This is a genomic window from Oryzobacter telluris (genome assembly GCF_043099285.1).
Lineage (GTDB): Bacteria > Actinomycetota > Actinomycetes > Actinomycetales > Dermatophilaceae > Oryzobacter > Oryzobacter telluris.
In genome coordinates, this window is record NZ_CP170723.1 from 76,249 (window position 1) to 98,999 (window position 22,751).

General features: G+C 73.3%; 20 protein-coding genes. 9 read left to right on the plus strand and 11 right to left on the minus strand.

What is annotated here, in order from left to right:
* Positions 1-5: 5 nt before the first annotated feature.
* From ACFLFB_RS00340 to ACFLFB_RS00350, 3 genes are read right to left on the minus strand one after another with little or no spacing between them, the layout of a single operon-like run.
* A complete protein-coding gene (locus tag ACFLFB_RS00340; RefSeq protein WP_392543719.1) occupies positions 6-698 on the minus strand; it encodes a hypothetical protein in 693 nt (230 codons plus the stop codon).
* A gap of 29 nt (positions 699-727) precedes the next feature.
* Entirely contained in the window at positions 728-2,185 is a 1,458-nt protein-coding gene (locus ACFLFB_RS00345) for a serine/threonine-protein kinase (protein ID WP_392543720.1), read from the minus strand.
* Complete coding sequence (locus tag ACFLFB_RS00350; RefSeq protein ID WP_392543721.1) at positions 2,182-3,711, minus strand: FHA domain-containing protein; 1,530 nt, start codon at positions 3,709-3,711, stop codon at positions 2,182-2,184. The genes ACFLFB_RS00345 and ACFLFB_RS00350 overlap by 4 nt, the downstream gene beginning before the upstream one ends.
* Positions 3,712-3,887: 176 nt before the next feature.
* Between ACFLFB_RS00350 and ACFLFB_RS00355 the strand changes: the two genes are divergently transcribed.
* Positions 3,888-4,463 (plus strand): 2'-5' RNA ligase family protein, encoded by a 576-nt coding sequence (locus tag ACFLFB_RS00355; protein ID WP_392543722.1) that lies wholly within the window; start codon positions 3,888-3,890, stop codon positions 4,461-4,463.
* Positions 4,464-4,467: 4 nt separating this feature from the next.
* Here ACFLFB_RS00355 and ACFLFB_RS00360 read toward each other — a convergent pair whose 3' ends face one another.
* A complete protein-coding gene (locus tag ACFLFB_RS00360; protein ID WP_392543723.1) occupies positions 4,468-5,289 on the minus strand; it encodes a PP2C family protein-serine/threonine phosphatase in 822 nt (273 codons plus the stop codon).
* A complete protein-coding gene (locus tag ACFLFB_RS00365; RefSeq protein ID WP_392543724.1) occupies positions 5,286-5,756 on the minus strand; it encodes a hypothetical protein in 471 nt (156 codons plus the stop codon). Before ACFLFB_RS00365 ends, ACFLFB_RS00360 begins: the two co-directional genes overlap by 4 nt.
* Before the next feature lie 192 nt (positions 5,757-5,948).
* Between ACFLFB_RS00365 and ACFLFB_RS00370 the strand changes: the two genes are divergently transcribed.
* Positions 5,949-6,509: a YceI family protein gene (locus tag ACFLFB_RS00370; protein ID WP_392543725.1), complete on the plus strand. Its 561-nt coding sequence runs from the start codon at positions 5,949-5,951 to the stop codon at positions 6,507-6,509.
* A 12-nt stretch (positions 6,510-6,521) separates the two neighbouring features.
* On the opposite strand, the gene ACFLFB_RS00375 is transcribed toward ACFLFB_RS00370, so the two are convergent.
* Positions 6,522-7,988 (minus strand): CCA tRNA nucleotidyltransferase, encoded by a 1,467-nt coding sequence (locus ACFLFB_RS00375; RefSeq protein ID WP_392543726.1) that lies wholly within the window; start codon positions 7,986-7,988, stop codon positions 6,522-6,524.
* Between the two features lie 85 nt (positions 7,989-8,073).
* On the opposite strand from ACFLFB_RS00375, the gene ACFLFB_RS00380 reads away from it, so the two are divergent.
* The 7 genes from ACFLFB_RS00380 to trxA all read left to right on the plus strand — a co-directional run bounded on the left by ACFLFB_RS00380 (position 8,074) and on the right by trxA (position 15,626).
* Positions 8,074-8,562: an NUDIX hydrolase gene (locus ACFLFB_RS00380; protein ID WP_392543727.1), complete on the plus strand. Its 489-nt coding sequence runs from the start codon at positions 8,074-8,076 to the stop codon at positions 8,560-8,562.
* 28 nt (positions 8,563-8,590) lie between these two features.
* Entirely contained in the window at positions 8,591-10,345 is a 1,755-nt protein-coding gene (gene murJ / locus ACFLFB_RS00385; protein ID WP_392543728.1) for a murein biosynthesis integral membrane protein MurJ, read from the plus strand.
* 99 nt (positions 10,346-10,444) lie between these two features.
* Complete coding sequence (locus ACFLFB_RS00390) at positions 10,445-12,616, plus strand: hypothetical protein (RefSeq protein ID WP_392543729.1); 2,172 nt, start codon at positions 10,445-10,447, stop codon at positions 12,614-12,616.
* Positions 12,617-12,630: 14 nt separating this feature from the next.
* Positions 12,631-13,221: an RNA polymerase sigma factor SigM gene (sigM, locus tag ACFLFB_RS00395; protein ID WP_392543730.1), complete on the plus strand. Its 591-nt coding sequence runs from the start codon at positions 12,631-12,633 to the stop codon at positions 13,219-13,221.
* A gap of 85 nt (positions 13,222-13,306) precedes the next feature.
* A complete protein-coding gene (locus ACFLFB_RS00400) occupies positions 13,307-14,137 on the plus strand; it encodes a hypothetical protein (RefSeq protein ID WP_392543731.1) in 831 nt (276 codons plus the stop codon).
* Positions 14,138-14,275: 138 nt separating this feature from the next.
* Positions 14,276-15,229 carry a thioredoxin-disulfide reductase gene (gene trxB / locus ACFLFB_RS00405; RefSeq protein ID WP_392543732.1) on the plus strand — a complete coding sequence of 318 codons (954 nt, stop codon included), beginning with the start codon at positions 14,276-14,278 and terminating at the stop codon, positions 15,227-15,229.
* A 73-nt stretch (positions 15,230-15,302) separates the two neighbouring features.
* The gene (trxA, locus tag ACFLFB_RS00410; protein WP_392543733.1) at positions 15,303-15,626 is read left to right on the plus strand and encodes a thioredoxin; all 324 of its coding nucleotides are present in this window, start codon (positions 15,303-15,305) and stop codon (positions 15,624-15,626) included.
* 89 nt (positions 15,627-15,715) lie between these two features.
* Here trxA and ACFLFB_RS00415 read toward each other — a convergent pair whose 3' ends face one another.
* From ACFLFB_RS00415 to yidC, 5 genes are all read right to left on the minus strand, one after another.
* Complete coding sequence (locus tag ACFLFB_RS00415) at positions 15,716-16,795, minus strand: ParB/RepB/Spo0J family partition protein (RefSeq protein ID WP_392543734.1); 1,080 nt, start codon at positions 16,793-16,795, stop codon at positions 15,716-15,718.
* Positions 16,792-18,027: an AAA family ATPase gene (locus ACFLFB_RS00420; RefSeq protein ID WP_392543735.1), complete on the minus strand. Its 1,236-nt coding sequence runs from the start codon at positions 18,025-18,027 to the stop codon at positions 16,792-16,794. The genes ACFLFB_RS00415 and ACFLFB_RS00420 overlap by 4 nt, the downstream gene beginning before the upstream one ends.
* Positions 18,028-20,327: 2,300 nt before the next feature.
* Positions 20,328-21,008 carry a 16S rRNA (guanine(527)-N(7))-methyltransferase RsmG gene (gene rsmG / locus ACFLFB_RS00425; RefSeq protein ID WP_392543736.1) on the minus strand — a complete coding sequence of 227 codons (681 nt, stop codon included), beginning with the start codon at positions 21,006-21,008 and terminating at the stop codon, positions 20,328-20,330.
* Between the two features lie 79 nt (positions 21,009-21,087).
* Positions 21,088-21,675, minus strand: a complete 588-nt coding sequence (locus ACFLFB_RS00430) for a protein jag (RefSeq protein ID WP_392543737.1) — start codon at positions 21,673-21,675, stop codon at positions 21,088-21,090.
* A 24-nt stretch (positions 21,676-21,699) separates the two neighbouring features.
* Complete coding sequence (yidC, locus tag ACFLFB_RS00435) at positions 21,700-22,716, minus strand: membrane protein insertase YidC (RefSeq protein WP_392543738.1); 1,017 nt, start codon at positions 22,714-22,716, stop codon at positions 21,700-21,702.
* Positions 22,717-22,751: the final 35 nt, after the last annotated feature.

Here is a 22,751-nt window from a genome sequence, read left to right on the forward strand (position 1 = left end):
CCGCCCTACCCCAGGAGCGCCAGGTCGGCCTCGGTCACCATCTTCGTCGACAGGGCGTGCTCGACGAGGCGGGCCTTGCGGTTGCTCGCGAGCTTGCCCGGGCCGCCGTGCAGCCCACGGGTCCCCGCGTCGGCGAGCTTCTGGCACACGTTGTCGAGCTTGCGGTTGAACTTGGTGACCGTCCAGCCCAGCCGGGCCGCGGCATCCGCCGACGACGGGATCTGGCCGTGGCCGGCGTACGAGCTGGTGAGGAAGCCCTCGCACAGCACGACGACGAGCAGCTTCTGGTCGGGCGTCATCGACACGCGGCCGACGGTGGTCTCGGCGCTCGACTCCTCGGGCTCGAGCTCGGCCGCGGTCTCGACGGAGACGAACGGGGTGTCGGTGAGCAGGACGTCGAAGTCGTAGGTCGTGGGGCCGGCGGTGAACCACACGGTGAACGCCTCGAGCGCGAGCGGGATCCGCGCCCCCGGCGACAGCCACGCCTGGAACAGCCCCTTCTTGTCGGCGACGGTCGCCGTGAGGGTCGAGCCGACGTTCGACAGCCACCACAGGTCGTGCTCGCGGTGCAGCTGGAGGAAGACGCGGTGCAGGTACGGGTTGTCGTCGATCTCCACGTCGGCGACGCGGCCGATCGTCAGCGGTGCGCTCTCCTGCGCGGGGAACTCCTCCCCGCAGAACTCGACGATGGCGCCCATCGGTCTCCCTCCCTGTGCTCGGTGGTCGGTCAGTCGGCGGTCTGGCAGCGGATCGGTGAGCGCGGCGAGGTCAGGCCGCTCTTGCGCGACACGGTGACCTGGGCGCAGACGAGCGTGCCGCCCGCGGCCTTGACGGTGTGCCGGGCGGCGCCCTTGACGGTGACGACCTCGGCGTCGGCGACCGCGGCCTCGCTGTCGGCGACGCGCAGCTGGAAGAAGTCGCCGTCCTCCACCCCCACGTAGTTCCACGTGAAGGTCACCGAGCCCGCGGCGGAGCGGGCGTCGATGGCCGGCTGCTCGGGGTAGTCGACCGCGCGGGTCGGGGCCCCGGTCTGGGTGCGGATGTTCGCGCTCGGCCCCGGCGTCGCGCCCTCGTCGTCGCGCCCGAACGCCCAGACGAGCGCACCCACCAGGCCCACGACGAGCACCCCGATCACCGCGAGGATGACGCCCCCGCTGATCGTCGTCGGCTCGTCCTCGTCGTCGTCGGCCTCCACGGCCCGAGCCGGCCGCGGTGTCTCGGGCACGGCGATGGACGTGGGCGTGCGGACCATCGTGCGGTCGTGGTCGGCCTCGGGCCGGCCGGCCCGGGGCAGCTCGGCGACGGTGCTGTTGCCCTCCTCGTCGAGGATGACGACCGGCGTACGCGGCAGCCGCTGCTCCTGCTCCACGGCCTGCAGCCCGCGGGCCAGCTCGAGGGCGGTCTGCGGCCGGGTGTCGGGCCGCTTCGACATCGCGTGCGACAGCAGGCGCTCGAGCGAGACGGGGACGTCGGCGCGACCGGTGGGCGGCACGGGCACGGCCCGGATGCGCGGCATCAGGGCGTAGGCGGAGTTGTCGCCGCCGGGCTGCTCGAACGGCGAGCGCCCCACGAGCAGGTGCCACAGGGTGGCGGCGAGCGAGTAGACGTCCGAGCGGCTGTCGCCGTTGGACTGGCCGTAGAGCACCTCGGGCGGCGACCACGGCACCGAGACGCCGACGTCCTCGTCGACGTCCTCGGCGTGGCCGCCCCGCCCGGCGATGCCGAAGTCGGTGAGTCCCGGCTGGCCGTACTGACTGACCAGGACGTTGGCCGGCTTGATGTCGCGGTGGATGATGCCGGCCCGGTGCGCGGTCTCGACTGCGCTCGCGAGCTGGATCCCGGTGCGCAGGACCTCCTCCACCGTCATCCGCTCGGCGCGCGAGCGCACGGCGAGGTTCGGCGGCGGGTAGTACTTCATGACGAGGTAGGCGCCGCCGTCGGCGGTCTGCTCGGAACGGAAGACCTGGACGATGTACGGGTGGTCGCCGAGCTGCGCCATCGTGTTCGCCTCGTCGACGAACTGGCGGCGGATGGCGGCGGTCAGCCCCTCGCGCTTGAGGACCTTGACCGCGACGTTCATCCGCGGCTGCTGCTGCTCGTAGAGGAAGACGTCGGCGTACCCGCCCGACCCGAGGGGACGCACGAGCTCGAGCCCCGGGATGCGGGGCGCGTCGGCGGCACTCACCCGTCGACCTCGTAGGTGAGCGAGACCTCGTCGGCGAGGGTGATGACGGCGCCGGGCTCGATGCCCTGGTCCTCGGTGGGCCGCAGCCGCACGGGCTCCTGGCCGGGGAGGGTCACCGTGGTGCCGTTGGTGGAGCCGAGGTCGCGGACGAGGACGTGCCAGCCCTCGAGGACGACCTCCGCGTGGTTGCGGCTGATGTCGCGGTCGACGCCGCCGACCCGCAGCAGGTGCGGGCGCTGGTTGGCGGGGAGCTCCTCGTTGACGCGGGGCGCCCGGCCGAGGAGGACGCCGCGGTCGAGCGGGACGACACCGCCGGTGGAGATCCGCAGGACGCCGAGCGCGGGGCGCGGGGTCTGGAAGGGCTGCTGCGGCGGGATCTCGCGACCGCACGAGCGGCAGGTACCGGCGTGAGGGGGCGACGGGTGGCCCGCCGGGCAGAGGACGGCGAGGACGACGGGGCGGTCGAGGTCGTCGTCGGAGCGGTGCAGCGCGCCGCGGTCGGTGGTGACGTCGGGGGCGGCGTGCTCGTCGACGACGTCGTGCCGTTCGGTCTCCGGAAGGTCGTGGACGGTGTGCCCGGCCTCGGCCTGCGCGGGCTCCTGCACCGGCTGCTCGGCCGGCTCCGGGTCCACGGGGGGCGGCGGGGGCGCGTCCTCGGCGGGCGGCGGCGGGACGAGGACGGGGAGCTCGGCCGTGGGCGGGTTGGTGGGCGCGGGGCCGCCCTGGCCGCCCGCACCGCGGCGCCACGGCACGGAGTCGATGAGGCCGCCCTTCGGCGGGGCGGTCACGGGCACGCGCGACGCCGGGGGCAGGCCGGCGGACGCCTCGTCCGGCGGCGGGAGGGTGAGGTCCGGCTGGACCCGCACCTCGTCGGCGGTGTGGTCCTCGTCCTCGGGCGCCCCGTTCTCGAGCGCGCCGTCCTCGGGGGTCTGGTCCCCGGCCGCATCGGCGACGTCGTGCTCGTCGACCGGGTCGGCCTGCTCCTCGGGCTCGGCCGCCTCGCGGACATCGTCCAGCTCGACCTGGTCCTGCTCGACCGCCTCGTCGGCGGGAGGGGTCGGGTCGGGGGCCGGCTCGGGCTCGGGCTGCTCCTCGGTCACCGGCTGGGCCTGAACCGGTGCGACGGCCACCGGACGGCCGAGGCGGGCGGGGCGGCGCCATCCACGCGGGTTCTCGGGGGCCGGGGCCTCGACCGACACCTCGTCGCCCGCGGCGTCGAGGGCGATGTCGACGTCGCGCCACGGCGCGCGGCCCTCGGCGCCCACCCGGGTGCCGTCGGCGAGCACCACCACGGCGCCACCGCGCACGAGGACGCGCACGGCGTCGTCCCCGACGCTGACGGCGGCGAGGTCGGGTGCACCGGCGAGGCCGTGGGCGGTCAGTGCCTCGAGCAGCCCGGCGAACCCACCCTGTGCGGCCTGCGCCAGCGGTTCGGCGTGCCGCTCGGCCGCGGCGACGACGGCGTGGACGCCCGGACCGGACACCTCGATCCACCCGGGGTGCACGACACAGCGCACGGCGGTCACGGGCGGCTCCTCACGTGTCGGGGCAGGCGGCACGGCCCCCGTCCCGGCGCGGCCGGGGTCCGACCGCAGCCTACTTGCGCCCCGATGACCTGCGCGTCGGGACGGGCGCGCGGACGCACCTCCCCATCCGGACGGCCCGGAAAGACCACAATGGAGGTCGCCCTGCAGGAGGTCGGATGCTGCTCTCCGTGGCCCTGATGCCACCGGACCACGTCCTCGACGACGTCGAGGCGATGCTCGCGCGCACCCCGGCGCCCCCCGGAGAGTTCTCCTGGGTGGGCCGCAGCGCGCTGATGATCCCCGTCTTCGGCCTGGGCAACATCACGCGCGTCGAGGTGAGCGCCATCGCGACCTACCTCTCGGACGAGCTCGTCGACCCCGAGCCGGCGCCGCGCGTGCGCTTCGCCGGGGCGTGGGCCCTGGAGGAGGAGGGCGACCCCACGGTCGCGCTCCCGCTCGTGGGCGAGGTCGACCGCGTCCGGGCCCTCGCCCGCAACCTTCAGGTGCTCGTCGCCGACCACGGCTTCTTCGTCGACCGGCGCAAGTTCGTCCCCCGCCTCACCCTCGGGTCGGTCACCCCGACGACGTCGCTGCCCTTCCTCGAGCGCCTCGTCGGCGCGCTGGCCGAGCACGCGACGCCCATCTGGTCGGTCGACAGCGTGGCGCTGGTCCGCCGCCGCTTCGACGACGACGCCGAGACCGAGATCTGGGAGGTCGTCGACACGGTGTCGACGACGCGCGACCAGGGCTGAGGCCTCAGGTCCGCAGCAGGCCCGCGCGCGGCGCGGTGTCGGCGTCGTCGTCCCCGCCGTCGTCGTCCCACGCGTCGACGGCCACGACCACGACCGAGACGTTGTCGCGGCCCCCGGCCCGCACGGCGGCCGCGACGAGCTGGTCGGCGGCGATCTGCGGGTCGGCGTACTTGCGGGCGATGAGCATGATCTCGCGGTCGTCGAGCTCACCGGACAGGCCGTCGCTGCAGATGACGAAGCGCTCGCCCCGCACCGGCGGCAGCACCCACGTGTCGGCGGCCGGCCCCGGGTCGGACCCGAGGGAGCGGGTGATGACGTTGCGCAGCGGGTGCACCGCGGCCTCGGCGGCGTCGATGACGCCCGCGTCCATCAGCTCGCGGACCTCGGAGTGGTCACGGGTCACCAGGCTCATCCGGTTGTCGGCGAGGCGGTAGACCCGGGAGTCGCCGATGTTGAACACGACCCAGTGCTCGTGGCCGCCGGCGACGACGACGGTGATGCCCGCGACGGTGGTGCCCATGCCCCGCTGCTCGGGGTCGCGGGCCTGCGACTCGAGGATGCGCCGGTTCGCCTCGCGCAGGACGTCCGCGACGTCGTCGGGGCGCTCGGCCGGGCGTTCGTGCAGGTGGCGCAGCGCCTCGACCGCGAGGCGGCTGGCCACCTCACCGGCCGCGTGCCCGCCCATCCCGTCGGCGACGGCGAAGACCATGCCCTCGGCGAGGACGCTGTCCTCGTTGTGGTCGCGGACCCGGCCGACGTGCGTGGCGACGCCCGAGCGCACCCGCAGCGCGGTCCCGGCCAGGGGGCGGTGGTCGGCGGCGCTCACGCGTCGGTCCCGACGGTCAGGGTCTCCAGCACCGACTGGAGGGTGTCGTAGTCGTCCTCGAGGCCCTGGCCGCGCACCCGGCCGGTCGCGACGACGAAGCGGGCCGAGGCGTCGTCACCCGAGGAGGTGGCCAGGACGACCTCGACGACGGGACCGCTCGGCTCGTCCCACGTGAGGTTGCGCGCCGCCCACTCGCGCCCGCCGATCTCGACGACGAAGGCCGGCTCGACCTCGCTGCCCTCGGGGGCCCCGGCGTCGGTGACCTCCTCGACCAGGCCCTGCGCCGCCGTTCCCTCCGCGACGCCGTGCGCCGCCACCCCGACCTCGATCGGGTCACCCGCGCTGCCGGTGCCACGCGCCCGCAGCAGCCCGGAGCCCGCGGGGAGCGCCTCCCAGCCCTCGGGGACCTCGAGGGTCACCGCGGGAAGCGGTGGGGCGGCGGGCCCGGGGTAGGCGAGGACGGGCATGGGTCGGGCTCCTCGGGGGACGAGAGACGTGAGGACCGAGCGTAACCGGGGACCCCGCACCTCCACATGGGGAGAACTCCCCAGTGTCCCGCCCGTGGGCCCGCCCACCGGAGAACTTCGGGCGCACCGGCTGCGCCGCGTGCCAGACTGCACCGACCGTGTACCAGGCCTTCACGACAGGTGGCTTCAACGATGAGCGAAACCCGACCGACGCTGAGCGGGGACTGGGACTTCGACCCGGCGCACACCCGCATCGGGTTCTCGGCCCGGCACGCGATGGTCACCACCGTGCGCGGGTCGTTCAACGAGGTCGTGGGCCACGTCCACGCCGACCTCGACGACATGGACCGGTCCTCGGTCTCGGTGACCCTGAAGTCCGCGAGCGTCGACACCCGCAGCGCCGACCGCGACACCCACCTGCGCAGCGCCGACTTCTTCGACGTCGAGAGGTTCCCGGAGATCACCTTCGTCAGCACCCGCGTCGAGGAGGTCGAGGAGGGCGCGTTCGTCGTCGCGGGCGAGCTGACCATCCGCGACGTCACCAAGGAGATCGCCATCCCGATCTCGCTCCTCGGCGTCGAGACCGACGCCTTCGGCGTGCTGCGGGCCGGCTTCGAGGGCTCGCGCCGCGTCAACCGCCGCGACTTCGGGCTGGAGTGGAACATGCCGCTCGACTCCGGCGGCGTCCTCGTCTCGGAGAAGATCACCCTCGAGTTCGAGATCTCGGCGATCAAGCGCACCGAGGACGCATAGCCCCCAGCGGCCTCAGGCCCCCGACTCGGGCTGCTCGGCCCACCAGGCGCGCAGCCGCTGCGTGGCGGCCTCCTTGCCGATCGGGCCCTCGGAGGTCCGGACCTGGAGCAGGTGCTTGTACGCGCGCCCGAGCACCGGGCCCGGACGGATGCCCAGCTCGGCCGCGATCTCGTTGCCGTCGAGCTCGGGGCGCAGCGCCTTGAACTCCTCCTGCTCCTTGAGGACCTCGATGCGTCGCTCGAGGTCGTCGTAGGTGGCCGCGAGGCGGCGGGCCTTGCGCACGTTGCGGGTGGTGCAGTCGGCGCGGGTCAGCCGGTGCAGCCGAGGGAGCAGGTCGTCGGCGTCGACGACGTAGCGGCGCACCGCCGAGTCGGTCCACTGGCCCTCGCCGTAGCCGTGGAAGCGCAGGTGCAGCTCGACCAGCCGGGACACCGCGGTGATGGTCACCTTGTCGAAGCGCAGCGCCTTGAGCCGCTTGCGCACCAGCTTGGCCCCGACGACCTCGTGGTGGTGGAAGGAGACCCCGCCCCCGTCCTCGAACCGGCGGGTGCCCGGCTTGCCGATGTCGTGGAGCAGGGCGGCCAGGCGCAGCACGAGGTCCGGGCCGGGCACCGACTCGGGCGGGCCGTCGGCCGGGCCCTCGAGGTCGATCGCCTGCTCGAGGACCGTCATCGAGTGCTCGTAGACGTCCTTGTGGCGGTGGTGCTCGTCGACCTCCAGCTGCAGCGCCGGCAGCTCGGGCAGCACCCGGGCGGCCAGGCCGCTCGCGCAGAGCAGCTCGAGCCCGGCGCGGGGGTGGCGGCCGAGCAGCAGCTTGGTCAGCTCGTCGCGGACCCGCTCGGCCGAGACGATCTCGATGGAGGCCGCCATCTCCTTCATCGCGTCGACGACGCCGGGGGCGGGCACGAGGCCGAGCTGGGCGACGAAGCGGGCGGCCCGCATCATCCGCAGGGGGTCGTCGCCGAAGGAGACCTCGGGGGTGGTCGGCGTGCGCAGCCGCTGCGCCTCGAGGTCGACGAGGCCCCCGTACGGGTCCACGAAGGTGAGGTCGGGCAGGCGCAGCGCCATGGCGTTGACGGTGAAGTCGCGGCGCACGAGGTCGTCCTCGAGGGAGTCCCCGAAGGCCACCACGGGCTTGCGGGTCTGGCCGTCGTAGGCGTCGGCGCGGTAGGTGGTGACCTCGACGACGGTGCCGCCGCGGCGGGCGCCGATGGTGCCGAAGGCGCGGCCCATGTCCCACGTCGCGGTGCCCCACGCGGTGAGCACGGCCTCGGTCTCGTCGGGCCGGGCCGAGGTCGTGAAGTCGAGGTCGGTGGCCGGGCGGCCGAGGAAGGCGTCGCGCACCGGACCGCCGACGAGGGCGAGGGTGTGCCCGGCCGCCGCGAACCGCTCACCGAGGTCGGTGAGGACGGGCAGGACGGGAGCGAGCTCCGCGACCGCCTGGCGCAGCCAGGACGAGGGCGGTTGAGGGGTGGGCACGAGGACCAAGCGTAGGCCGCACCGGGGCGCGCGCCGGACCCCGCGGTCCCGGACCCCCACGGGGTCCACTCGTTAGAGTGACCGGATGAGCCACCCTGCGACCGACCCGACCGGAGTGCCGCCGCGGCGGCTCCCGGCCGTGGAGGAGCGCAGCGCGGGTGGCGTCGTCGTCGACGTGCACGAGGGCGAGGCCCGCATCGCGGTCATCGCGCGGCGCAACCGCGCGGGTCGGGTCGAGTGGTGCCTGCCCAAGGGGCACATCGAGGGCGAGGAGACCCTGCCGCAGACCGCCGCGCGCGAGGTGGCCGAGGAGACCGGCATCGAGGGCGTCGTCCTCATCGAGCTCGGCACCATCGACTACTGGTTCGCGGCCGGTGAGCGGCGCATCCACAAGTACGTGCACCACTACCTCCTCGAGGCCGTGGGCGGGCACCTCACCATCGAGAACGACCCGGACCACGAGGCGATCGACGTCGCGTGGCTACCCTTGCGCGAGGCCCACCGCCACCTGACGTTCCCGAACGAGCGCCGGATCGCCCGCCTGGCCTGGACCCGCCTGGCCGGCGACGCCTGAGCCCCGCTCCCTCCCCGTCAGGACCCCGATGACCTCCGAGCCCCCGTCGAGCCCGACCGCCGGTCCGCCCGCGCGTGAGGAGCCGGTCGCCCCCGTCGAGGGCGTCGACCCCGACGCGGCGACCACCGACGAGGAGGTCCCCGAGCCCGAGGCGCACCGGCAGAGCGTGGGCCGGGCCGGCGCGATCATGGCCGGCGGCACCTTCGTCAGCAGGGTCGTCGGGCTGGTCCGGGCCGCGATGCTCACCGGCGTCATCGGCACCACCGGCTACGCGGCCGACGGCTTCACCGCCGCCAACACGCTGCCCAACTCCTTCTACATCCTCATCGCCGGCGGCGCGCTCAACGCGATCCTCGTCCCGCAGATCGTCCGCGCGAAGCTGCGCCCCGACGGTGACGAGTTCGTCAACCGGATCATCACGCTCTCGGTCGCAGCCCTTTTCGGGGCCACGGTCCTCGCCACCCTCCTCGCCCCGCTGCTCGTCCCGCTGTACTACCGGACGCGCTCGGAGGAGGCCATCGGCCTGGCCATCGTCTTCGCGTACGTCTGCCTGCCGCAGATCTTCTTCTACGGGCTCTACACGCTGCTCGGGCAGGTGCTCAACGCCAACGGGCGCTTCGCCGGGTACATGTGGGCCCCGGCGCTGGCCAACGTCGTCGCGGTCGTCGGCCTCGTCGTGTTCGTCCGGATGGGGTTCCCCCAGAACGCCGCGCCGGCCGACTGGACGCCCGCGATGATCGCCGTCCTCGCGGGCTCGGCGACCCTGTCGATCGTCGCCCAGGCGGTGTGCCTGGTCATCCCCCTGCGCCGGATGGGCTTCCGGTACCGGCCGGTGTGGGGCGTGCGCGGGGTGGGGCTGGGCGAGGTCAGCAACGTCGCGAAGTGGACCTTCGGGTCGATCGTCGTCAGCCAGCTCGGCTTCCTCGTCACCTCCAACGTCCTCACCCGGGCCACCGACCTCGGCGAGCGCGCGGGCGACGCCACGGCCGGCCTCGCGGCCTTCAACCCCGCCCTCCTCCTCGTCATGCTCCCCCACGGCCTGGTCACCGTCTCCCTCGTCACCGCGCTCTACACGCGCCTCTCCGAGGCCGCGAGCCGCGACGACCACGCCGAGGTGCTGCGCTACCACGCGCAGGGCCTGCGGATGCCGTCGGTGATCCTCGTGCCGGGGGTCGTCCTCATCGGCGTGCTGGCCCCCTACGTGGCCTCCACCTTCTTCTTCACCAACAGCCTCGAGCAGACCAAGGCCATCGCCATCGTGCTGCAGGGCCTGGTCTGGATGGTCCTGCCGATGGCGTGGACCTACCTCAACGACCGCGTCTTCTACGCCCACCAGATGACGTGGATGTCGTTCCGCATCCAGTGCGTCACCACCGGGCTGTCCTCGCTGGGGGCGCTCATCGCCTCGCGCCTCGACCCGGGCCTCACGGCGTTCGCGCTCTCGGTCGGGCAGTCGTGCGCCGTGTTCGTCTCCGCGGGGGTGGGGTTCTGGGTGCTCAGGCGGATGCACGGCCACATCGGGCTGAGCCGGGCGGCCGGGATGTACCTGCGACTGCTCGTGCCCGCGCTCGTCACGGCGTTCGTCCTGCTGTGGGTCATCGGGACCGTGGTCCCCGACCTCGGCGAGCGGCGCGGGGTGGCCGGCCTGCTCGAGGGCGGCCTCGTCCTCGGCGCGGCGGCCGCGGTGCAGCTGGCGGTCACCTGGACCGTCGCCCGGGCACTCGGCGTCACCGAGGTCGCGGCGGCGCTCGAGCCGCTCACGCGTCGGCTTCGTCGCCGCTGACCCGTCCCTGTCTACGATGGGTCGAGCACCCGCCCACCGTGGGTGCCGCGCACCCGTGCGCGCCGACGACGTCGACACGAAGGAGCAACGGTGAGGGGTGTGGGTCCCGGGACCGTCCTCGGCGGGCGCTACGCCGTCCACCGCAGGCTCGAGCAGCGCCGCGACGTCGAGCGCTGGTCGGCCGACGACACGACCCTCGGTCGCACCGTCTCCGTCCTCGTCATCGGCTCCGACGACCACCGCACGGCGGCCCTGCTCGACGCCGCGCGCCGCGCCGCGTCGGTCTCGCACGCCGTGTTCGCCCGCATCCTCGACGTCGGCACCGACGAGGAGGTCGCGTACGTCGTCGAGGAGGACCTCTCCTCCGCCCGCACGCTCACCGACCTCGTCACCGACGGTGGCGTGCCCGGCGACGAGGTCCGCCGCATCACCGGCGAGGTCGCCGCGGCCCTCGAGGCCGCCCGCCAGCGCGGCATGCACCACCTCGAGCTCGAGCCCGACGACGTCCTGCGCACCCACGAGGGCGACGTGCGCCTGCGTGGCCTGGAGACCGCCGCCGTGCGCGCCGGTCACGAGGGCGCCGAGGCCGACGAGGCCGCCCGCCGCGACGCCGTGGGGGTCGTGGCCCTCGCCTACGCCGGGCTCACCGGGCTGTGGCCGCTCGGGTCGGGCGGGTCCGGCCTCGGGGCCGCGCCGCGCGTGCCCGGCGGGGTCGCCGCTCCCTCCGAGATCGCCGCGGGCGTCCCGCGCGACCTCGACGCCATCTGCCGCCTCACCATCAACGACGACCAGGGCCCCACCAGCCCCGGTGACTACGCGCGCCAGGTGGCGCCGTGGCCCTCGCGCCAGGTCGTGGGCCGCCCGGTCGTGCCCGCCGTCACCCCGCCGCGTCCCGAAGGGCTCGACGCCCCGTCCTCCGATGACGACGCCGCGCCGGTCGAGGACGAGGCCCCCGCCACCGAGGCCCTGCCGGCCGACGACCTCGAGGACACCCGGCCCAGGCCGCGCGTCGGTGGGGCCGCTGCGGCCGCCCTCGGCGGTGCCGCCCTGGGTGGGGCCGTCGGCGGCGCCATCGGTGCCGCCGGGTCCGGTGCGCCCGACACCACGCACGAGCTCCCGCGCCTGACCCCCGCCAGCGACCGCCCGCTCACCCCTGACGACGACGGTGGTGTCGACGACGTCTTCGGCGCCGATGGCGACGGCCATGGCGGTCGCGACGCGGCCGCCGCCGCCTTCGACGACACGGACGACCCGGACGACGCCGACGACGAGGGCTTCGAGGCGACCCGCGTCATCGCCCTGCCCACACCGCCACCGCCACCGCCACCGCTGGCGCGTGCCGGGCGCGACGAGGACCTCGACGACCCCCGGGACACCGACGACGAGCGCTGGGACGACTCCGACGACGATGACGACAGCACCGGTGAGGGTCGTGGCGCCGCCGCGGCCGCCGGTGCGGCAGCGGCCGGCGCCGCCGTCGCGGGGGCCCTGGGCAGCGTCGGTGAGCGCGTGGGCAGCCTGGCCCGCCGCGCCGTCGACAAGGTCTCCGAGCTCAGCCCGGACACCACCGCCGGCCCCGGCGCCGGTGACCTCGAGGCCCCGGCCCCCCTGGTCCCCTCCGAGCCCCTGACCAAGGACGAGTCGAAGCTGGCGCTGGCCATCGTCGTGGTGTTCCTCGTGGCGGCGCTCGTCATCGGCATCTGGGGCGTCACCCGGATCGGCGCGAACACCGACCTGCAGATCGGCAGCGGCAACGGCCCGGCCACCCGCACCACCACCGTGCCCCCGTCCTCCGGCACCCCGAGCCAGGGCTCGTCCGAGGCGCCCTCCGGTGCCGCGGAGCCGCTGGCCATCCTCAAGGTCGAGGCGTACGACCCGGGGGGTGACGGTGCCGAGAACAACAGCAGCACCCCCAAGACCTACGACGGCAACCCGAGCACCGGCTGGTCCTCGGAGAACTACCGCAGCGACCAGTTCGGCGGCCTGAAGAAGGGCCTGGGCGTCATCGTCGACCTCGGCCCCAACAAGAAGCCGCAGGGGATCGAGCTGACCATCCCCGTCGCCGCCGACATCGAGGTCTACGTCGGCCCCGACAACCGCCTCGAGGGCGCCACGAAGGTCGGCGAGAAGGCCGACGCGAAGGGCACGGTCACCTTCCAGGTCCCCGCCGACGTCAGCGGGCAGTACATCGTCGTCTGGTACACCAAGCTCACCGCCGACGACCGCGGCAAGCGCCGCGCGTCCCTCAACGAGGTCGTCGTCACCGGCTGACGCCGGGCCACCCGATGTCCGACGACCTCCAGGCGCTCAGCGACCGCGACCTCGTGGCGCGCCACGTGGCCGGGGACGGCGGTGTCGCGTTCGGTGAGCTGTTCCGCCGCCACCGCGACCGGATGTACGCGGTGGCCCTGCGCACGACGTCGAACCGCGAGCTCGCCGCCGACGCCGTGCAGGAGGCGTTCATCTCGGCCTTCCGCCGCGCGGACGCCTACCGCGGGGAGGCCGCGGTGACGACCTGGCTGCACCGCATCGTCGTCAACGCCTGCCTCGACCGGATCCGCCGCGAGCGCGTCACCGTGCGCCGGGCCGGTGACGTCGCCGAGCTCGACCTCCCCGACCGCCACGACCACCACGCGTCGGTGGAGGCGCGCCTCGACGTCCACGCGGCGCTGGCGCAGATCCCCGAGGGCCAGCGGATGGCGCTCGTGCTCGTCGACATGCACGGGATGTCGGTGGCGCAGGCCGCGGCCGTGCTCGGGGTCGCCGAGGGCACCGTGAAGTCGCGGTGCTTCCGCGGGCGCGAGGCGCTGGCCGCCATCCTGCGCGTGCGCGAGGAGCCGCTCGCCGAGTCGACGGAACCCCGGGGGGCGCCATGACGTCCCACCTTCGGCCCGCCCCCCGTGTGGGGCGGGCCACCACCCACCGTTTCCCCGAGCCCGAGGGCACGTCCCGGAGGACCACGTGAGCCGCACCCACGACGACGACGCACCCGTCGAGCACGACCCGACGGGCATGCGCGCGCTGCTGGCGAGCCTTCCGGACCCCGGCCCCATGCCCGACGACCTCGTCGCCCGCATCACCGCCGCCCTGTCGGCCGAGGGCTCCTCCCCCGGCCTGCACGCGGTCCCCGACGTCCCCGACGCCGCACCGCGCTTCGATGACGACGCACCGGTCCCGGCGTGGGCCGGCACCCCGGATGCCGATGGTGTGTCGTCCGGCGCGACGGTCGTGCCGCTGCGGCGCCGGTCGTGGGGGCGCCACCTCGCGGTGGCCGCTGCCGTCGTCGGGGCCGTGGGCCTGGGCGGGGTGGCCCTGCAGGCGACCAACGGCGGCCTCGTCGCGTCGTTCGACGCCACGAGCGGGGGCGGCGCCGACAGCGGCGCCTCGATGGCGGAGGGCTCCAAGGACCAGGGCGGGTCGGCGCCCCAGGCCGCACCCGCGGCGGGGTCCGGCGAGGTGGTCGTCGTCCTCACCGACACGGCGTACTCCTCGGCCGACCTCGGCAGCGTGGCCCGGCTGACCGCGGTCTCCCCGCCCCAGGCGCTGCGCGACCTCGCGGCGGAGGCGCCGAGCCTGGGCCCGATCGCCACGTCCATCGGGGCGCGGTCGTGCGCCGACGCGCTCGGCATCGCGCCCACGGCAGGGCTCCTCGTCGACCTCGCGCAGGTCGACGGCGCGCCGGCGGCCGTCATCATCGCCACGGAGGAGACCGGGCGGTCGGCGTGGGCCGTGCAGCGCTCGTGCACCACGGGTACCACCGGCCTCATCCGTGGACCCGTGCCGCTCGGCTGAGAGCGGGGCGGGTGCCCCATCGGGGAGGCACCGGCGGGGCGGGCGGGCCGCGGGAACACCGCGGGCCTAGGATCGGTTCATCAAGAGCACCGCATGTTGCGGTCGCCACCCGTCGTCACCACAAGGGGCTGTGTCCACGTGACCTCCGACGTCCGCAACGTCATCATCATCGGCTCCGGCCCCGCGGGCTGGACCGCCGCCGTCTACGCCGCGCGCGCCAACCTCGAGCCGCTGGTGTTCGAGGGTTCGGTCACCGCCGGTGGGGCGCTGATGAACACCACCGAGGTCGAGAACTTCCCCGGGTTCCGCGACGGGATCATGGGCCCCGACCTCATGGAGAACATGCGCGGCCAGGCCGAGCGGTTCGGGGCGCAGATCATCACCGACGACGTCGAGTCCGTCGCGCTCGACGGCGACGTCAAGGTCGTCGTCGACGCCGAGGGCACCGAGTACCGGGCGCGCACCGTGATCCTGGCGATGGGGTCCGCCTACCGCGAGCTCGGCCTGCCCGACGAGAAGCGGCTGTCCGGGCACGGGGTGTCCTGGTGCGCCACCTGCGACGGGTTCTTCTTCCGCGACCAGGACATCGCCGTGGTCGGCGGCGGTGACTCCGCGGTCGAGGAGGCCACCTTCCTGACCAAGTTCGCTCGCACCGTGACCATCGTGCACCGCCGTGACGAGCTGCGCGCCTCGGCCATCATGGCCGCTCGCGCCCACGGCAACGACAAGATCCGCTTCGCCTGGAACAGCGAGGTCGCCGCCATCCACGGCGACGACAAGCTCACCGGGGTCACCCTGCGAGACACCCTCACCGGCGAGACCCGACTGCTGCCGCTGACCGGGCTGTTCATCGCCATCGGCCACGACCCCCGCAACGAGCTCGTCCAGGGCGTCGTCGACCTCGACGACGAGGGCTACGTCCTGGTCCAGGGCCGCACCACGGCCACCAACCTGCCCGGCGTCTTCGCCTGCGGTGACCTCGTCGACCACACCTACCGCCAGGCCATCACCGCCGCCGGCTCCGGCTGCGCCGCCGCCCTGGACGCCGAGCGCTTCCTCGCCCACGCCCACACCCCCGCCCTCACCCACTGACCCCCCGGCGTGTCGGACCCCTCCGGCAGCATCGGGACCAACGCCACCGCCCACCCTCGCGAAAGGACCCCCCATGGGAGCCGTCTCCAAGACCACCGACGCCACGTTCGAGGCCGACGTCATCAACAGCGACAAGCCCGTGCTCGTCGACTTCTGGGCCGAGTGGTGTGGCCCGTGCCGCGCCGTCGCCCCGATCCTCGACGAGATCGCGCGCGACCACGACGAGGTCACCATCGTCAAGCTCAACACCGACGAGAACCCGGCCATCACCGGCAAGCTCGGCATCACGAGCATCCCCACGATGCACGTCTACCAGAACGGCGAGATCGTCAAGACGATCATCGGCGCCATGCCGAAGCCGAAGCTGCTCCGCGAGCTCGAGCCCTTCCTCGGCTGATTCTCGTAGACCCCGCGACAGAGGCGCGGATCCCGTTGTCGTTCAACGGGATCCGCGCCTCTTGTCGTTCGTCGGCGTGAGGGTCGGGCTCAGTCCTTGGCGCCGCGCAGCTGCATCGCGTCGAGGATCCGGTTGAGGTCCTCCACGGAGGCGAACTCCACGGTGAGCCGGCCCTTCTTGGCGCCCAGCGCGATGCGCACGCGGGTCTCCAGGCGGTCGGAGAGGTCGGCGGCGAGGTCGTCGAGTTGCGGTCGGCGTGCCCCGGCCCGGGGGGCCTTGCGGGCGGCGGGGGTCTCGCCGTCGCCGAGGGCGACGATCTCCTCGACCGTGCGCACCGACAGCCCCTCGGCGACGATGCGCTGGGCGAGGCGCTCCATCGCGGCGCCGTCGGGGAGGCCGAGCAGGGCGCGGGCGTGACCGGCCGAGAGCACCCCGGCGGCGACGCGGCGGGCGACGACCGGCGGGAGCTTCAGCAGGCGCAGCGTGTTGGAGATCTGCGGGCGCGAGCGGCCGATCCGCTGGGCGAGGACCTCCTGGGTGCACCCGAAGTCGTCGAGGAGCTGCTGGTAGGCGGCGGCCTCCTCGAGGGCGTTGAGCTGGCTGCGGTGGAGGTTCTCCAGGAGGGCGTCGCGCAGGAGGTCGTCGTCGTCCGTGGACCGGATGATCGCCGGGACGGTGTCCTTGCCGGCCTCGCGGGAGGCGCGCCAGCGCCGCTCGCCCATGATGAGCTCGAAGCGCACCCCGTCCTCGGGGGTGCTGAGCGGGCGGACGACGATGGGCTGCAGGACGCCGATCTCGCGGATGGAGTGCACCAGCTCGGCCATGTCGTCCTCGTCGAAGACGGTGCGCGGCTGGCGGGAGTTGGGGCGGATCGCGTCGAGCGGGATCTCGGCGAACTCGGCTCCGGGGACGGGCTGCAGGGCCTCGCCGTCGATCGTCTGGGCGGTGACCGGCTGGGCGGCGACAGGCTCCTGACCTGCGGGAACGCCGGGAGCGGCGGGCTTCGGGGCGGCCGTGTCAGCGCGGTCACGGGTGCCGTTGCCGTCACCGGCGGGCGCCTCGTCGCGGTCGCGGAAGAAGACGTCGACCGGCCGGTCGGCGGTCGCCGTCCCGGCAGTGGGGATGAGTGCGCCCAGGCCACGGCCCAGTGCGCGTCGCTTCTCGCTCATGCGGTCTCCTCGGTGTTCTCACGGACGGCGACACCGCGCTCGGCGAGCTCGACGGCCGCCTCGAGGTAGGAGAGCGCCCCGCTGCTGTTGGGGTCGTAGGTCATGACGGTCTCGCCGTGGCTGGGGGCCTCGGAGATGCGCACCGACCGCGGGACGGTCGCGCGCAGGGTCTGGTCGGGGAAGTGCTCGCGGACCTCGTCGGCAACCTGCGCCGAGAGCCGGGTGCGCCCGTCGTACATCGTCAGCAGGATCGTCGAGACGTGCAGCCGCGGGTTGAGGTGGTTGCGGATCAGCTCGATGTTCTTCAGCAGCTGGGAGAGCCCTTCGAGCGCGTAGTACTCGCACTGGATGGGGATGAAGACCTCGGTCGCCGCGACGAACGCGTTGACCGTGAGCAGTCCCAGGCTGGGCGGGCAGTCGATGAGGACGTAGTCGAGTCGGTCCCCGCTGGCGGCTCGGGCGTCGACGTAGGCCGTGACGGCCTTCTCGAGCCGGGTCTCGCGCGCGACGAGCGAGACGAGCTCGATCTCGGCGCCGGCGAGGTCGATGGTCGCCGGGATGCAGGTGAGGTTGCGGATGTCCGGGCAGGTCTGGACGACGTCCTCGATGGGTGTGCCCTCGACGAGCACGTCGTAGACGCTCGGGACCTCGGCGTGGTGGTCGATGCCCAGCGCCGTGCTCGCGTTGCCCTGCGGGTCGAGGTCGATGACGAGGACCGTGCTGCCTGCCTGGGCCAGGGCGGCGGCGACGTTGACGGTCGTCGTGGTCTTCCCCACCCCACCCTTCTGGTTCGCCACCGTGAGGACCCGCGTCCGCGGAGGGCGCGGCACGTTGCGACCACTCAGCGTGATGCGCTTGCGGGCGTCCTCCGCCACCGCGCGGGCGAGGGGGCTCTGGTGGTCGGCGCCGGGAATGGCTGCGGCGATCTGGGCACGCTCGGCGAAGTCGTCGTCCACGGGGCGGGGGTGCTCCTGAGGTGTCTCACCGCTGCGCGGGGTGGGCGCAGCCGGCTCGGTGGGGATGGGTGCCTCGACCTCGGTGACGGAGGCGGTGACGGGCTGCTCCGGCGGCGTTTCACGTGAAACCACGACGTCCTGCTCAGGCGATGTTTCACGTGAAACGGTGTCGGGTCCCGGCCAGCCCAGCGGGCTCGTCGGGGACCCGGACAGCCGGGGAAAGCCGAGTCCCGGGGCCGCGGAGCGCGCCTCGGTGACGTCACTCGTGGTGCTCACGCGGACCACCTTCTCGTCGGGGGACATTGGCCCGCTCATCCAACCCCACGACCGTGGGACACGCCAAAGCGTCGTCCACACCCACCCCTTCGTATGTCGTCCTCGGCGCGACACGCCGCCATGGTGCTGGTGTGACGACCAGTCCCGCCATCCGGTCATGAACTGTCCACCGGTCGGAACGGCTGCGGTCCCGGGCGTCCTCGACGACCGCCCGTTGAGGGGGTGGCTCCACAACCCTTCGGCAGCTGGCCTCTGGGCCTCCATGGAGGGCCTTACCCCACCGATGTTTCACGTGAAACGCTGCCAGAACGTTCGCCGACCAGTGGCACCACCAACTCCCGACCGAGAGGCAGCGAGGCCTCCTTGGCCTCCGCGCGGCGGTCCCACACCCATCCGGCGGTCAGCCAGTGACCACCCATGTGTCTCGCGCGATGCCGAGGCCCTGCGGACCGGCTCGCCGGCTGCGCGCGCAGTGCCTTCGGAGCAACTCCCCTGGTGCGGGTGCAACGGTCGGCGTCGCAACCACCTGTCCGGGGCAGGACCAGACCTCGCCTCGCCTCTCGGTGTGGACGAGGTGTGCTCTCGGTACCTGACCAGGGTGCCCCTCCCACGGCAGGGTGACAGCGCCGTCCTTCCGTCACTGGCACACCCCCCACGGCACCGGGCCGCACCACGGCTCACCAGCTCGGGGCGCCGCCCGTTCCGATCCACCCCGCGGGAGACAGTCCGACGATCAGCCACCCACGCGGTGACCGACGACCGAGGCCTCCACGTCACGCGGCGATGGGAGCCTCCCCTGCGTGGGCCGGATGCCGTGGGTCCAGGCGGCCGAGCGCTGGGCAGTTCGCGTTGTCGTCCATCGAGCGGCACGCCGGGCCGGCGACCAACCCAGCGACACCGACCGGAATCGGCTGTCGCACAAGGCTGCTCGAGGGGCGAGCCGGTGATGCGCGGCCGATCCCAAGGTCTCGCCTGCCCGCGTCCTTCACCCTCCCGTTGGGGTCCACGGGGCGTCGTCCACTCGGAAGCCCCGGGGATCCCTGCGCTCCGCGCTGCGACTCCCGATCACGAGGCGGACTCATTCGCACGACCTCCCATGCGAGGGCCACTGGGCGACCCGCTCCCGGCACCGGATCGCCGGTGGTCCCGCCCGGGGGCAGCCGTCCCGATAGCGCGCCCCCCGGCGGTCTGTCCCCGACGGTCCGTACCCGGCTGCCGTCCTCGGGCAACCCGTGCGTCGGCGGTCCGCCCACGGCAACCCGACCCCGGGCGGGCAGTCCGTCGGCCAACTCTCCTCGCGGACTCGCCCCCCGGGGTCAGTCCCCGACCGCCCATCCTCAGTGCGCCAGCCGTGGAAGGCCTCTTCGCCCGCTACCTGTCCTCGGCGACCCGCCCCCCGTGGTCAGTCCCCCGGCCGCTCCGCTTCGGTGAGTTGGCCCTCGGCGGGCCTCCACCCGCCACCCGTCCTCGGTGACCCGTCCCGGTCCTCGGTGACCCGCCCCGCGGCGGCGACTCGTCCGCCGGACCGCCCTGAGCAACCGCCTCCCGTCCGCCGGGGTGGGCACGGTCTCCCGGCGCCTGTCGGAGTGGACTGACGAAAGAGGGCGATGGGCATCCACGAGGGGCTGCCCTAACGACCCCTTGTTCGGCCGTGTGGCTGTCAGATTGGCCTTCGGCTCCCGCAGACCTGGTCGTCCCGGGGCCGCTCTCGGGACGATGTTTCACGTGAAACACGGCGGAGAGGCGACGAGGGCTTGTCGGTCCTCCCCCCACGACTCCTCGTCCAACGGGGGCGAGGAGTCGGACCCGTGACCTGACACCGACCGATGCGGTGTCGACGAGTCCGTCGGACCGGCAGCATCGCAGCGCCCCAACCACCATCCCGAGGGGGCCGTAGCCGTCGACGACCGGCAGCTCCATCCACCTGTCGTCGACCCGTTGGACGGGCCCAGCGAGGGCGCTGACGACACCGGTGTCCCTCCCTCCTTCACGCGACCGGCTGGGGATGACCGGTGGGTCGAGGGTGTGGACAACCGTGCCGACCCGCACGATGCCGCGCCTTTCGCCCTGTGGACAGAGCGTCGCGTCCATGTCACCCAGGGCGTCACGTTCGGACCGTTTCACGTGAAACACCGACACGCGCCACGGGTCACCATGTGTCGTCTCGCGAGTGGCCCGGCCCGGGATCCATCTGTCCGGATGGCTCATCGCCCCCGCCGGCGCGACCCCCTTCGCACTGTCACCTGTAGCGTCGCGCACGCACCCCGTCCGGTGATCCACCCGGACGTCCCGGGACGGGGTCAGTCCTTCGAAGCCTTCTTCGCCCGCGCCTCCCGCGGGCTGGGGGACTTCTTCTTCCGGCCACCGCCGACGGCGCCACGCACCGGCTTCGGCGCGAACTGGAGGTCGACCGTCAGTACCGGCTCCTCGAGCAGCTCGCCGCCGTGCGCCGTCACCACCGCGGTGCGCAGTCCCAACCGGACGAGGGCCGCCCTGTCCTCCTCCAGCTCATCGGCCGCAGATCGCCCCTTCATCGCGACCAGGGTCCCGTCGGTGGAGAGCAGCGGAGCGCACCACCGAGCCAGCTTGTCGAGCCGGGCCACCGCCCGAGCCGTCACGAAGGGAGCCGACAGCACGCCGGCGAACTCCTCCGCTCGCCCGCGGTGCACCGTGACGTTCTCCAGCCCGAGCTCGGCCACCACGCCCTCGAGCCACGTCGTGCGCCGCAGCATCGGCTCGACGAGGTGCACGTCGAGGTCCGGGCGCACGATGGCGAGCACGACCCCGGGCAGCCCGGCCCCCGAACCGACGTCCACGACCCGCGACCCCAGAGGGAACGCCTCCGCGACCACCGCGCAGTTGAGCACGTGCCGCTCCCACAGCCGCGGCACCTCGCGCGGCCCGATCAGCCCGTGGCTGACCCCGGTGTCCGCGAGGATCGCGGTGAAGCGCTCCGCGAGACCGAACCGCTCACCAAACACACCAGCCGCACCCGGGGGTGCGGCTGGCGGTGCGGCGGGAAGCTCGTCCTGGCCGTCATGTTTCACGTGAAACGCAACCTCAGGCGGGGAGGATGACGACGAAGCGGCGCGGCTCGGCGCCCTCGGACTCCGACGCCAGGCCGGCGGCGAGGACCTCGTCGTGGACGACCTTGCGCTCGAAGGCGGTCATCGGCGACAGCGGCTTGCGCTCACCGGACTCCTTGACCTCGGCAATGGCCTCCTTGGCCAGCTCGACGAGCGTGGCGCGGCGCTCGGCGCGGTGGCCCGCGACATCGAGCATGAGGCGGCTGCGCTCACCGGTGGCGGACTGCACCGCGAGACGGGTCAGCTCCTGGAGGGCGTCGAGGACCTGGCCGTTGGCGCCGACGAGACGGCGCGGGACGCGACCGTCCTCGGAGTCGACGACCGACACGGCGGCGCGGTCGCCGTCGATGTCGACGTCGATGTCTCCGTCGAGGTCGCAGATGTCGAGGAGCGTCTCGAGGAAGTCGGCGGCGACCTCACCCTCGCGCTCGAGGATCTGGCGACGGGTGCGACCGGAGGTCTCGGTGCCGGCCGCAGGGGTGGTCTCCTCGGAGTCGGTGTCGACGACGGTGTCCGTCGTCTCCTCGAGCTCCGCGGTGGTGGTGGTGGTGTTCTCGCTCATGGGCGGTCTCCTGCGTGAGGGGGATCAGGTCGTGGGGGGCTTGGCCGCGGGGCTCGACTGCTGCTTCGAGACCGCCTTCTGGCCCGTTCCCTGCTTCTTCTTGCGCTTCTTCGAGGCCGGCTGGACGCGCTGGCCCACCTGCTTGGCCTCTTCCTCGGCCTCGAGCTCGGCGGCCGTCGGGGCCCCGGGGATGGGCTTGCCCTTCTTCGCCAGACGGGCGTGGTACGCCTTCTCGGCCGGGGACCCGGGCGCGGGGAGGCGCCGGATGACGTAGAACTGCTGGCACATCGACCAGATGTTCGTCGTGAACCAGTAGACGAGGACACCGAGCGGGAAGTTCACACCGGACACGGCGAACACGACGGGAAGCACGTAGAGCAGGAGCTTCTGCTGCTTGGCGAAGGGGTTGTCCAGCGCGGAGGCCGGCATGTTCTTCGTCATCAGCTGGCGCTGCGTGGTGAAGGTCGTGGCCGACATCAGGACGATGAGGACGATCGTGACGATCTTCGTGCTCATCGCACTCGACCCGAGGAAGGTGTCGGACAGCTGCGCGCCGAAGATCGAGGCGCGCTCCGCCTGCGACGCCACGACCTGGTCGATCGGCCCGACCGGGGTCTTGGTCCCGGCGGCGATGTCGTCAAGGCCGTTGAGGACCTGGAACAGGCCGAAGAAGAACGGGGACTGGGCGAGGATCGGCAGGCACGAGGAGAAGGGGTTGGTCCCCTCCTTCTTGTACAGCTCCATCGTCTCGGAGGTCATCGCCTGGCGGGACTCGGGGTCGTTCTTGCCCTTGTACTTCTTCTGGATCTTCTGCAGCTCGGGCTGGATCATCTGCATCTTGCGCGAGGCCATGATCTGCTTGAAGAACAGCGGGATCATCACCGCGCGCATGACGAGCACGAGGCCGACGATCGACAGCGCCCAGGTCCAGCCCGACGCCTCCGGCATGCCGATGGAGGTCAGGCCCTGGTGGAAGCCGTACATGATCCAGGCCACGAGCCACTCGATCGGGGCCATGATCGTGTTGAAGAAGTCGCCCATGGTGTCCTTACGGCTGTGCCGGCGGGCGCCGGCGG